The sequence below is a fragment of the Formosa sp. L2A11 genome (assembly GCF_009796865.1).
Classification (GTDB): Bacteria; Bacteroidota; Bacteroidia; order Flavobacteriales; family Flavobacteriaceae; genus Formosa.
This window is the reverse complement of record NZ_CP047028.1, coordinates 1140063-1153581: the sequence shown is the minus strand read 5'-3', so window position 1 is coordinate 1153581 and position 13519 is coordinate 1140063. Positions and strand designations below refer to the sequence as shown.

Here is a 13519-nt window from a genome sequence, read left to right as displayed (position 1 = left end):
AACAATTGAAGTAAAGTGTAGATTATTTAAGTTTAGAAAGATAATGTTCTTCCTTAATACGCATTAATTTTGCAGCGTCGTCTGTCTTATCTTTATAACCACAATAGTGCAAAACGCCATGTACAATAACACGGTGAATTTCGTCTTCAAACTGTGTTTTAAAATCTAAAGCATTATCCTTAACACGCTCTACAGATATATAAATATCTCCATGAATTTCCTTACCAACGCAGTAATCAAAACTAATAACATCTGTTAAAGTGTCGTGATCCAAAAACTCTACATTAAGTTTATGAAGGTATTCATCGTCACAAAAGATATAGTTAATTTCTCCTTCTTTACACCCTTCTTCTTCTATAGTCTTGTTAATCCAAGTTGCTAACAAATCTTCATTAACCAATTCGAAATCGGTTTCATAATTAAAATATATCATGGTTATTTATTAAAATACAGTTGCACTTTATTTTTAAAACTCTGCTGCAAAGGTAGGACTTGTCTGTTTAATATCTCAGTAGTATTAAAATATTGTTTTGCCTGTGGTAATTTATCTAAAGTGGTGTTAGTAAACGAATCAAAATTAGTTTTAGATTCACGCTTATTTTCTTGTTCTTGTTGAAAAGTAGCCTCTTGTAATTTTAATAATTGATGTTCAAAATTCAGCATTTTTTCAAGGGTCTTTTCTGTAAAACCATCATTTAATAAATCCATTTCTACATCTTCCATCTGTCGTAATAAGCGTCTACCATCAGGAGTTAATCCTTCTTTAGCCAAACGTTCTTCTAATTGATTTCTGAGTTCTTGCTGACGCTGATAAATACCAAACAATTCTCCACTCATTTCCTCTTGCTTAGCACCATTACCATCACCCTGTTTATCTGTTCCTCCTTGTTCACCATTTTGTTCCTCTCCATTAGATCCAGATTCGCCACGTTCACCAGGCTCACCTTCCTGCTCTTTTCCATCACCTTTTTTAGAACCTTCACTCTGCATTTGTTGTTGCATTTGTTTATTGAGTTGATCCTGACTCATAATAATATCTTGAAGTTGATCTTCACTTTTACCGGATTGTTTACTCTTACTTCCTTGTCCAGAAGATGAAGAAGAATTCATTTGGTCTTCCATATTATCAAGTATATTACTTAATAAATCTGCCAAAACATTAGCAGAAGAAAACACATGTTGCTGAGAAGATACGCCTTGAAAAATTAAGTTTTCAGAAAACTCCTCTAGTGAAGTATCTAGATAATAATACAATTCTGATATTTCATTATTTACTTGCTCAGACAACATAGGCTGACGAAGAGAAAGTGAAAATAAACTATCGTCTACATGTTCAAAATACTCACGTAAAACATGTTGTCTTCTTAATTTCTTAGCGTAGTTATTATGATTAGCATCTATACTTTTAAACTCCTTCATTAAGGCTTCTTCATCGAAAGAAAAAATTAAAAGATTATCTAAAATCTGACGAAGCATTTGCGCATCTTCCTCCATCTGTTCGCCACTATCCATTTGCATAGATTTTTGCATGGAAGCGCTCATTTGTTTCATTTTCTGACCAGATTGCTTTTGTTTTTTCTTAGCATTTTGCTCAGAATTTTCAGGAGAATTATTCTCGTCAGACTCACTTTCTTTTAAATCTTCTGATGCTTCTTTTTGAAGTTCGTCAATTTCAGATTCCGTTTTATCATCTCTTAGAAAATCCATAGGCTTTTTAAGGTCTGTATTTTCCTTAGCTAAAGCATCTAATTGTTTTTTTAAATCTTCGAATTTAGAGTTTAACTCATCTTGATTCTTAGAAGTGTTTTCATCCTTAGATTTTTCAGATTGTTTTATTTGTTCATCCCCTAAAGTTTCTAAATCTTGTTGCACCTTTTCCATTTTTTTTGCAACATAAAAACGTTTAGTAAGTTCTACTAATTGTTCTAAACTACGTTTCTGTTTTTTGTTTTGATTACTTAAATATTTAAACTTAGTAGAGAGTTCTTCTTCACTAATTTTATCTTGTAACTTTTCTAATTCGTCTAATAAACGTTCGTCCTGTTTTAATTGTTCTTCGTTTTCTTTTAAACGTTTTTTGAGTTCATCTTTTAAAGGATCTTCTTTATTCTCTTTATCAAATTCATCTAAGTTTTCTTGAAAAGATTTATTGAAGTTTTTCATCATCTTTTCTTGTTGTTCTTGACGTTTAAGAACCTGTTGAATTTGTTTTTTATCATTAAAATTTAAGCTCTTTTTTGTCTTCTGAGTTTTTGAAATATTATCTATATTTTTTTGATTCTCGTCAAACTTTTTTAATGTATTATTTAAATCCTGAATAGAACTTTTTTGTTGTTCAAGCTGACTATTTTTTGTTTCAATTAACGTTTTTTCGCGATAAGAAAACACTTCACTTTTTGTACGTTTATAATTATGAAATTGATCGTTATCAAAAACCTCAAAATATAAACTATAAGAAACGCCTTCTTTTAATTTTAGTTGATTTGGAAAAGCAGTAATAAATTGATCCACATTAGATTTTGAAATAGGTATAGAAATGGTATTTAACTCACTTGCTTTATCCGTTTCAAAATAGACTAGATTTAATTTTTTAAGACCATAATCGTCACTTAACTGTCCATTAAAATACATGGTTTTTAAATCTACAGTATCACGAACCATCTGTACTTTTAATTCTGGAAATTGATCTTTTATAACATCTATAGCAAAACTTAAATTTTCATAATTCTGAAGATTATTATTACTCGTACTTAAACTATAATTAAAATTAGAAACAACTTGTTTAGATGCTACAAAATTATCGTTTAGTTTTTCAAAATTAATAGTATCTAAAGAAAATAACTGAACCTGATTTGTAGACTTGGTTTTAAGTTTCCAAGTCACTTTTGTCCCCTGTGGAACAATTGCATTACCAGAACTTTTTAAGATTTCGTTTTTCTTCTTTGTATAGGCTGGATACTCTAAAAACATATCGAAGCCTAATAAAGTTGGGACAGCAACAATAAATATTTTGTACGGTTTAGAACGTACACCATTTGCTTGAAGCTGAAACGTAATGTTCTTTTTTAAAGTATTGAAAACATATTCGAAAGCACCAGAACCTTTATCTTTTAAAATATAAGTTTCATTATTAAAAACAATCTCGGCTTGCTCAGGAATAACACGTCCGGCAGTATTAATAAGTAAAGTAAAATCCTTATTTTCTATACCATTAAGATTTTCATTAACAACAAAAAATTGAAACGGTGCAGGCGGCTCGTAAGCCGTTTTATAATCTACAACACGTTTATAACTATCTGTAAACCAGTTAATTTTACCAATAATTACAAATATTAATATAAGTAATACAGGAATAATGGCATATTTAAGATATTTAATATTCTGATTAAAATTAACTGCAAGTTTAAAAGGCACAGGGCTTAACTCTGATGCTTTTTGATTGATACTTGCTAATAATAATTCTGATTTAGAAGTATCTTCATGAAGTTGTAAAACGTTTAATAATTTATCATTTACTTCTGGAAAATGATTTCCGATAAGCTTGGAAGCTTCTTCGTAATTAATTCCTTTTTGAAGTTTAAATAATTTTGTAATCGGAAGTATAATAAACTTCACAAAAAGTAAAACTTCAACCAAAATAAAAAGCCAAAATAAAACAGCTCTAGCACTTTGGCTTAACCACAAAAAATGTTCTACCAAAAGGGTGAGTAAAAAATACAACAGACCTATAGAAAAAAATAAAATAGTACCCTTAATAAGTTCGTTAGTATAATAACGTCTTATAAAGGCTTCTAATTTTTCTACTATAATTTTAAAATTATCCAATCAACAAGTATTTAACCCACTAAATTACAATAATAATTTTAGCTGTAATAGCCTTAAAATGTAACATTCTGTTAAAATGAAATTTTAAAAATAATTATCTCTTTTGTTAAAGCTTTCATCTTTACACATATCACAGTATCTTTGCACTCTTAAATAAAAAAACATGACTAAAAATGTTCGTGTGCGTTTTGCACCAAGCCCAACAGGACCGCTTCACATAGGTGGTGTTCGTACTGCTTTATTCAACTATTTATTTGCTAAAAAACATAACGGAACTTTTGTTGTACGTATTGAAGATACAGATCAAAACAGATATGTAGAAGGTGCCGAGAAATATATAATAGATGCCTTAAACTGGTGTAATATTCCTTACGATGAAGGTCCAGGAAAAAATGAAAAATTTGGTCCTTACAGACAAAGTGAACGTAAAGCATTATACAAAACTTACGCTGAAGACTTAATAGCTACTAACAATGCATATTATGCTTTCGATACGGCAGAGGGTTTAGATGCACAAAGAAAAGAGCACGAACAAGACGGAAAGACTTTTATTTATAACTGGCACAACCGTTTAAATTTAAATAACTCATTATCGCTTACTCCTGAAGAAGTAAAAGAAAAATTAGAAGCTGGAGAAGATTATGTAATTCGTTTTAAATCGCCACAAGATGAAACATTACATTTAAAAGATATGGTTCGTGGTAATATTAAAATTGAAACGAATATTTTAGATGATAAGGTTTTATTTAAAAGCGATGGGATGCCAACCTACCACTTGGCGAATATTGTAGACGACCATTTAATGGAAATTACACATGTAATTCGTGGTGAAGAATGGTTACCATCTCTTGCCCTACACTATCAATTATACAAAGCTTTTGGATGGGACGCTCCAGAATTTGCCCATTTACCTTTAATTTTAAAACCTACAGGTAAAGGAAAATTAAGTAAACGTGATGGAGATAAATTAGGATTCCCTGTGTTTCCTTTAGAATGGATAGACCCAAAAACAAACGATGTTTCACGTGGATATAAAGAAGATGGTTATTTTTCTGAAGCGGTTATTAATTTCTTAGCCTTTTTAGGATGGAACCCAGGAACAGAACAAGAGCTATTTAATTTAGAAGAATTAGTAGACGCTTTCGATATGAAACGTGTAAATAAAGCTGGTGCACGTTTCGATCCAGATAAAATTAAATGGTTTAATCACCATTATATGCAAGAACAAAATAACGACGAACTTGCAGAAGCTTTTAAAGCAGAACGTGAAGAATTAAAAGACATCGATGTAAATTACGTTGCAATGTGTGTAAATTTAATTAAAGAACGTGCTACGTTTATTTCAGATTTATGGGATTTAAGTCATTTCTTTTTTCATTCGCCTAAAGAATACGATCCTAAAGCCTATAAAAAAGCAGTTAAAGACGACACTAGAGCGCTTTTAAGCGAATTAGTAACCGTTATTAATACTGTAGAAGATTTCACTACAGAAGCGCTTCAAAACACAATAAAAGCATGGATTACATCTAAAGAAATAGGATTTGGAAAAGTAATGATGCCTTTAAGATTAGCTTTAGTTGGAGCTTTACAAGGTCCAGATGTTTTTGAAATTATGTTTATGATTGGAAAACAAGAATCTATAGATCGTATAGAAAATCTAGCAACAGGAATTTAAAAATAAGAATACTTCAAAATACCTCTTTTAAAGTATTTATAAGACATAAAAAAAGCGCGTTAATAACGCGCTTTTTTTATGTCTTATAGTTTTATGTCTTACTGCTTAATAAACTTAAAATTAGTAGCATAATCTTTAAAGTAAACCATATACATACCTTTAGAAAGGTTTGAAACATTTACAGAATTATTAGCTTGACTAATAGTATGCGTTAATACTTTTTGCCCCATCATATTAAAAATAACAATCTGATGGTCACTAGTAATATTCTTAAAATTAATACCATTTGTAGCAGGATTAGGATAAATTTTAATTTCAGAAATTACTGTATCTGCAACACTTAATCTAGAACATTGGTAAGTTTCTACACCATAACCTCTATCGTTAAAAATTGTGGTAATATATTCAATATCATCACAATCAAGATTCATATCTACAGCTGCCTGACGAATAGCTGCAATGGCTTCTGCTTGGTTAGTTTTAGAACTTGTCATGGCTATACCTTCTAACACAATTTTATCTGTAGTTTGTTTGCCTAAATACTCCCAAACTTCCATTAATGTCGAAGCAAAAATTTGTCCGTCGGTATGAATTTGATTAACTAATCCTTCTGGATAATGTACATCATAATCTGTAACACGACCACTCCAAAATTCATTATGTCCGTCCCATTTAAATAAATTATTATATGTTGTACTAGATCTAGCACTGTTAGAACTTTTTAATCCTCGGCTATAAGATTGTGCCCAATAATCGCCAAATCCTTCGCTTAAACCTTCCTCTTGAGAAATACTAGATTGTATTAACCATTCGTGAATACCATGTCCTAATTCATGTACAATAACATCGGCATCTTCAGCATCATCTACGCCACCTGTTCCAAACTTTAAAATACCACCACCATAAGAAGAATTATCTGCGCCATTAAACGCATGCGGATCGTAATAAATAATACCGTCGTTATACATAGATTTTAATTCAATGCCCAAGGTTTCATTAATGTAGCGCATGTTTTTATCTATATGATAATAAGCATTTACAGCTTCAAAACCAGGCTGATCTCTTGTAAAATCGAAATCTGGAGAATCTTGTTCGAATAATCCAGTTTCTGGATCCTGAATATCTTTAATTTCTAAATAATCTCCTTTTAACTTATAAACACCATCTGTACTGTTAGCAATTTTAAAAGATACATTTGTTCTGGCACTATTTAAATATGTATTTGTACTATCGCTATTGTCTTTATAATAACCGCCATAAACTTGACCAGAAGTAGATAAAGGATCTGGATTAAAAATCTTTCCTGTAGCTTCTGTAGTTACTGCTGTACGTTCAGATAATTTTTCATGTCCATGATCATGATAATAATTTGCAATATCTGTATTACTTATTATTTCAGAAGTATTAGCATTAATTAAGGTTTCCCAAAACCCATCTAACGTTTTAGAATTTGTAGTTACGCGATATACTAATTCTGTTTCTCCGTTATTGTTATAAACATAAAGTTTAGATTCTTTTTGAGTAATAGTCCCTTCAATACCTAAAGATTTAGCAGCTAAATAGACCGCTTGGTCTGCAGTAATTTTTGGAGTCGTATTTATAGAGGAAATAGAAATATCAAAATCTCCAGAATTATAAGTCACTTCACTATTAGGAGAGACATGAACTGCAACAGTAGCATTTAAAACAGGAACATCGTTTACAAATTGACCATATCTAAAAGTCTCGCCAGAATCTCCAGCTTGATTAAACTGTTTTTTATATTTAAGAGTATTTAAAGTTCTTGACGTAGAGAATTGAGAATTCAACCAATTAGAAGCAACTATTTCTTTTGGGCTTTGTGAGTAGGTAATTTGAACAAAACAAATTACGATACCCAAAATAGGTAATAATCTGTGAATCATAGGTGTAGATTTGACTAATAGCGAACCAAATATATTCTTTTAGTACCTAAACCTTCTGATAGTACGATTGAAAACGATGAATTGAAAATTTACAGGATGAATGAACACTATAAAAGCATTTCATCTAAGAAATATGCATTTTATATTATATAAAAAGATAATTTCTAATTAATAGTGTAACATTTTAATATAATTCACAGACATATAAGAAAGCTAAATTAAGTTTTGAATCGTATTTGTTTAACCAATCGAAAATAATAGACTAATTTTAGTATAAATATTTACTAACCTTTAAAATAAAACTATACACATGTTATTTATCCCTTTTATATTCGTAATTCTAGTGGTTCTGTTCCTGTCCTTTTTTACAGTGAAACAACAAACTGCAGCAATTATAGAACGTTTTGGAAAATTTAATAGTATTCGCCATTCAGGCTTACAAATGAAGATTCCATTTATAGACCGTATTTCGGGTCGAATGAGTTTAAAAATTCAGCAATTAGATGTTATTGTAGAAACAAAAACATTGGATGATGTATTTGTACGTTTAAAAATATCTGTACAATTTAAAGTGATCCAAGAAAAAGTGTACGATGCATTTTACAAATTAGATTATGCACACGATCAAATTACATCTTATGTATTTGATGTAGTTCGTGCAGAAGTACCAAAAATGAAATTAGATGACGTTTTTGTTAAAAAAGATGATATTGCAATTGCAGTAAAAATGGAACTTAACGATGCCATGTCTGATTATGGTTACGATATAATAAAAACTTTAGTAACAGATATAGATCCAGATGCGCAAGTTAAAGCAGCGATGAACCGTATTAATGCTTCTGAACGTGAAAAAATTGCAGCGCAGTTTGAAGGAGATGCACAACGTATTTTAATTGTTGAAAAAGCAAAAGCTGAAGCAGAAAGTAAACGTTTACAAGGTCAAGGTATTGCAGATCAACGTCGTGAAATTGCACGCGGTTTAGAAGAATCTGTAGAGGTTTTAAATCGTGTTGGAATTAATTCTCAAGAAGCATCGGCATTAATAGTTGTAACCCAACATTACGATACATTACAATCTTTAGGTGAAGAAACAAATAGTAACTTAATATTATTACCAAACTCGCCACAAGCAGGAAGTAATATGTTAAACGATATGGTTGCAAGTTTTGTAGCAAGTAACCAAATTGGAGAAGCTATGAAAGAAGCAAAAAACAAACCTAAAGAAATAGAATAATTTAAAAATACATGATAGTTACAACCACGCCTACTCTAGAAACTAAAAAATTACTGAATATTTAGGTATCGTTACTGGAGAAACCATTATTGGTGCCAATTTTATAAAATATTTTTTTGCAAGAATTCGCGATATAGTTGGTGGCCGTGCAAGTTCTTACGAATCTGTTTTAAGAGAAGCAAAAGATAGTGCTTTAAAAGAAATGAAAGAACGTTCAGAAGAACGTCCAGCGCATGGTATTGTTGCCGTATATTTAGATTATGAAACGGTTGATTCTAATGGAGGAATGCTTATGGTTACTGCATCTGGAACCGCTGTAAAATTTTAAAAATTAAAACATTGAAGAACATAAAATTTACAATTCTAACCCTTACTATTGCAGTTTTTTTTACAGCAATATCATGTAAAGATAATGCGGCTAACTCTTCTCAAATAAAAGCGAATACTTCTGAAAGTATTAAGACAGAAGATAGTACTCCAGAAATATCTAAAACAGAAGACAATGCACCTGAACAAAATGAAGGAGATGCTACCTTTTATTTCGAATCTGGACTTAAAGCTATAGAGGCAAACAATATGCCATTAGCGTTTAAAGACTTTTTAGCATCTGCAAAAAACGGACATGACTTTGCGCAATATAATGTTGCACTTATGTACGAACAAGGACTTGGGATAGATAAAGATTTAAAGCAATCATTTTACTGGTATAGCCAATCTGCAGAACAAGGAAATTCTGCTGCTCAATTTAATCTTGGTGTGAGTTATGAAAATGGACTTGGAACAACTGTAGATTTTAAAAAAGCTAACCAATGGTATAGAAAAGCTGCTGTACAAGGAGATGGATTAGCTATAGGTAATCTAGGAATGTTATATATGCGCGGAGACGGTGTAAAAGTAAATAAAGTTGCAAGTATTGCACTGCTTATTATGTCTATTAAAATGGATAATTCTCCCGAAAATCAAGCAAAGAATAATATTTCGGCAATGCCTGGTTTAACTCCTGAAATGATAACTGAAGCTCAAACACTTTCTACCGAAATGAGTAATTCAAAAAACATTTTATTACCTCTAGATCAATTTTTAAAAAAATAATTTAATTATAATTAAAAATAATAAAAAGAGCCTTAACGTGTGTTAAGGCTCTTTTTATATAAAATACTTTCTGCTACATCTTTAAAGTCTAGTAGAAAAGGTTAAATTATTCTAAGGCTTGTTATTTTAAGTTTTCTTCTTTTTTATAATTTTCTATAATATCGCGTAAGCTTTGTAAATACTCTTCAAGTTCTTCTGTTGAAATATCAGGATGTTCAAAGTTTTGAATTTTAATAGGGTTTTCATCCAGATATTTATACACTTCAGGATAATCTTCTTCTATGCTCCAAACGATTTCAGAAATGTCTTTAAGTAATTCTTCTTGTGTTTTCATAATACATTGAAATAGATTACAAAAGATACAAAAAAAGCGAATACTTACATAACTATAAGTGCATGTTTTTAACTATTAAGAAACCACAGAATCTATATTGTCATTACCATAAATCATATTAATGAACTCATTTTTATCAATCGCTCCAAAATATTCAGTTAAATCAATATTTTGTAATGCTTTTTTTATAGCGACTTCCTCGTAAGGCAATCCAATTAAAATCGCTGAGAGTTCCTCAACCGAATTTTTTCCAAAGAAATCTCCAAATACGGTAAACTCAGTAATGTGTCCTTTTTCTACAAAAATACGTAAATCAATTTCTCCTATAGGAAAACGTTTTGTACGCTGAATATTAAATTTAGGAGAACGGCCGTAATTCCAATTCCAATCGTCATACTTGTCTGCTTTTAATTTAGCAATACCTTCTCGATCTTCATCTGTAAATTTATAGGTTTTAAAATTTTTATCGTTCGCATATAAGCCTTCTAAAATTAAACTTCTAAAAGCTTCTATAGTTAACGATTCTTCTAAAAAATCACTAATGTTTGCAACACGACTTCTAACCGATTTATGCCCTTTAGATTGAATTTTACTCATCTTTACTTGTAGCGCATTTGCAACTTCATTTAAGTCGGTACTTAACAATAATGTTCCATGACTAAACATGCGTTTTCCAGTTGTAAATTGCGCTGTTCCAGAAACTTTTTTTCCATCAATAAGAATATCGTTTCTACCAATAAGTTCTGCTTCTACTCCAAAATTTTTCAACACTTCAATAACGGGTGCAGTAAACTTTTTAAAGTTATGCATACTGCTATTATCATGGTTAGTAATAAAACTAAAATTTAAGTTTCCTAAATCGTGATAGACAGCTCCTCCTCCACTAATACGACGTACAACATGAATACCTTTTTTAGTAATGTATTCTTGATTAATTTCTTCTAATGTATTTTGATTTCGACCAATAATTATAGAAGGTTCATTAATGTAAAACAACAAATAATCTGTATCTGCATTAAAATGTCGCAAAGCATATTCTTCTAATGCTAAGTTGTAACGTGGATCTGTGACGCCTTCATTATCTATAAAAACCATACTGTAAAAATTAAAAAAGTTGTACTACAAAAATACTTAGAATCCCTGTAATAGATTACAATTCTTACTTTTGATTTTTTAATTTTTTGAAACAAAAAAGCCTTGAAATAAAAATAATTTCAAGGCTTTAAAATGATAATGTATTTTATGAATTGATTGTAATAACTAATAAAATGTTCGTCACACTTTCAATTTATTGACAAACTCTTAAATAATGAGATGCTGAAACGAGTTCAGCAAGACGTATAAATAAGAACTAAAACGGATATTCGTTTTTGATTAGATCTCTGATGCTTCTGCAACTAAAAGTGCGTTACCATCTGCTAATCCTTTTTCTATAAATTCGTTAACCGCATCGTTACGTTCTAAGCCATTTTTAAGCAATACTTGTAACGTTAACATCGCAGCGATACGTGTACCTACTTTTTTAGCAGCTGTACCAAATAAAGGCTCTAATTCGTCGTAAGAGACTTTTTCGGCTAATTCTAAAATATCACCTTTAATTTTCTCACGTTTAGCATCTGGTAAATTGGTATATTTTTTACCAAATTGCTGAATCACATCGATTGCCTTACGTTGTGGCTGATTAGATTTAGGCTGATTCTGATTAGGATTCGACTCCGTTTTTGGCTTTTCTTTTGTCCAAGAATCACGTAAACCAACCGTTTTATTAAAGATTAATTTATCTGAAGTAGAATCGTAATCGACATTAAAATATCCTAAACGTTGAAACTGAAAACGGTCGCCTACATTAGCTTCTGTTAAACTTGGTTCTACATAAGCCGTGATTAATCTTAAAGACTCCGGATTTATAAAGTCCATAAAACTTTTATCGCCATGACTATCTGGAGATTCGTCCATAAATAACCTGTCGTATTCTCTAACCACAGCTTTAACAGCGTGTTTTATAGATACCCAATGCAAGGTTCCTTTTACTTTACGTAAACTCGCTTCTGTACCACTTCCGCTTAATGTATCAGGATCGTAACTTACATGAATTTCGGTAATATTACCATTTTCATCTTTAACAACGCTTTCACCTTTAATAATATAACCGTTTTTTAAACGCACTTCTTTTCCTAAAGTTAAACGGAAATATTTACTATTTGCACTTTCTTTAAAATCATCTCTTTCAATATATAATTCACGAGAAAAAGGCACTTTTCTAAATCCAGCACTTTCATCTTCTTGGTTATTTTCTGCTTCTAACCATTCTTCTTTATCTTCTGGATAATTAGTAATTACTAATTTAACAGGATCTAGAACAGCCATAACACGTGCTGCTGTTTTGTTTAAATCTTCACGAATACAGAATTCTAAAAGCGAAACATCTATAATATTTTCACGTTTGGCAACACCAACGGTTTCTACAAATTTTCTAATGGCAGTTGGTGTATAACCACGACGACGTAAACCAGAAATAGTTGGCATACGCGGATCGTCCCAACCGTTTACAACACCATCTTCTACCAATTGCAATAACTTACGCTTACTCATAATAGTATAGCTTAAGTTTAAACGTGCAAATTCGCGTTGTTTTGGACGTACTTGATCTGGTGTAACCAATTGATCTAAAAACCAATCGTAAAGCTCTCTGTGAGGTTTAAACTCTAAAGAACATAAAGAATGCGAAACGTGTTCTAAATAATCACTCTCACCATGCGTCCAGTCGTACATTGGATAAATACACCAAATATCTCCAGTTCGGTGATGCGATTTCTTTAAAATTCTGTAAATAATAGGATCACGCATTAACATATTAACATGTTGCATATCTATTTTTGCACGTAAAATATGTTCCCCTTCATTAAATTCTCCCGCTTTCATACGGTTGAATAAATCTAGGTTTTCTTCTACAGTACGATCTCTAAACGGACCATCTACACCGGGTTGTGTAGGCGTTCCTTTTTGTTCGGCCATAGCCTCAGACGATTGCGAATCTACATACGCTTTACCATCTTTTATAAGTTGAACTGCCCAATCGAATAACTGCTGAAAATAATCTGAAGAATACACTTCTTTATCCCATGTGTAACCTAACCAAGAAACATCTTCTTTAATCGCGTCTACATATTCCTGCTCTTCTTTAGCTGGATTTGTATCGTCGAAACGAAGGTTTACAGGCGCATTATAACGTTCACCTAAACCAAAACTAATACCTATAGCTTTAGTGTGCCCAATGTGTAAATACCCATTAGGTTCTGGTGGAAAACGAAAACGTAATTTATCTTGAGATATTTCAGTTTTTAAATCGTTTTCTATAATATGTTCAATAAAATTGAGTGATTTTGTTTCTTCAGACATAAATGATATGAATACCTATTAAAAATAAAGTGTAAAATTAATGAAATATCCGCTTG

The 13519-nt window shown here is 31.0% G+C and carries 10 protein-coding genes; 4 read left to right on the top strand and 6 right to left on the bottom strand.

The annotated features are described in order from the left end of the window. Positions 1 to 22 precede the first annotated feature (22 nt). Entirely contained in the window at positions 23 to 433 is a 411-nt protein-coding gene (gene ybeY, locus GQR95_RS05060; RefSeq protein ID WP_159022127.1) for an rRNA maturation RNase YbeY, read from the bottom strand. 2 nt (positions 434 to 435) lie between these two features. Further along, positions 436 to 3825, bottom strand: a complete 3390-nt coding sequence (locus tag GQR95_RS05055) for a DUF4175 family protein (protein WP_159022126.1) — start codon at positions 3823 to 3825, stop codon at positions 436 to 438. A 163-nt stretch (positions 3826 to 3988) separates the two neighbouring features. On the opposite strand from GQR95_RS05055, the gene gltX reads away from it, so the two are divergent. Next, the gene (gene gltX, locus GQR95_RS05050) at positions 3989 to 5500 is read left to right on the top strand and encodes a glutamate--tRNA ligase (protein WP_159022125.1); all 1512 of its coding nucleotides are present in this window, start codon (positions 3989 to 3991) and stop codon (positions 5498 to 5500) included. Positions 5501 to 5598: 98 nt separating this feature from the next. On the opposite strand, the gene GQR95_RS05045 is transcribed toward gltX, so the two are convergent. Continuing rightward, entirely contained in the window at positions 5599 to 7404 is a 1806-nt protein-coding gene (locus tag GQR95_RS05045) for a T9SS type A sorting domain-containing protein (RefSeq protein ID WP_159022124.1), read from the bottom strand. Between the two features lie 310 nt (positions 7405 to 7714). Between GQR95_RS05045 and GQR95_RS05040 the strand changes: the two genes are divergently transcribed. Genes GQR95_RS05040 through GQR95_RS05030 form a run of 3 tightly spaced genes read left to right on the top strand, consistent with a single transcriptional unit; the run spans position 7715 to position 9730 of the window. Beyond that, positions 7715 to 8638 carry an SPFH domain-containing protein gene (locus GQR95_RS05040; protein ID WP_159022123.1) on the top strand — a complete coding sequence of 308 codons (924 nt, stop codon included), beginning with the start codon at positions 7715 to 7717 and terminating at the stop codon, positions 8636 to 8638. Positions 8639 to 8687: 49 nt separating this feature from the next. Beyond that, positions 8688 to 8966, top strand: a complete 279-nt coding sequence (locus GQR95_RS05035) for a heavy metal-binding domain-containing protein (RefSeq protein WP_370514548.1) — start codon at positions 8688 to 8690, stop codon at positions 8964 to 8966. A gap of 11 nt (positions 8967 to 8977) precedes the next feature. Continuing rightward, a complete protein-coding gene (locus tag GQR95_RS05030) occupies positions 8978 to 9730 on the top strand; it encodes a tetratricopeptide repeat protein (protein ID WP_233266006.1) in 753 nt (250 codons plus the stop codon). A 121-nt stretch (positions 9731 to 9851) separates the two neighbouring features. On the opposite strand, the gene GQR95_RS05025 is transcribed toward GQR95_RS05030, so the two are convergent. The 3 genes from GQR95_RS05025 to GQR95_RS05015 form a co-directional block, all read right to left on the bottom strand. Further along, complete coding sequence (locus GQR95_RS05025) at positions 9852 to 10064, bottom strand: hypothetical protein (protein WP_159022122.1); 213 nt, start codon at positions 10062 to 10064, stop codon at positions 9852 to 9854. A gap of 75 nt (positions 10065 to 10139) precedes the next feature. Beyond that, complete coding sequence (locus GQR95_RS05020) at positions 10140 to 11159, bottom strand: lipoate--protein ligase (protein WP_159022121.1); 1020 nt, start codon at positions 11157 to 11159, stop codon at positions 10140 to 10142. A gap of 279 nt (positions 11160 to 11438) precedes the next feature. Further along, positions 11439 to 13463, bottom strand: coding sequence for a glutamine--tRNA ligase/YqeY domain fusion protein (locus GQR95_RS05015; RefSeq protein WP_159022120.1), 2025 nt, complete (start codon positions 13461 to 13463; stop codon positions 11439 to 11441). Between the last annotated feature and the right edge of the window lie 56 nt (positions 13464 to 13519).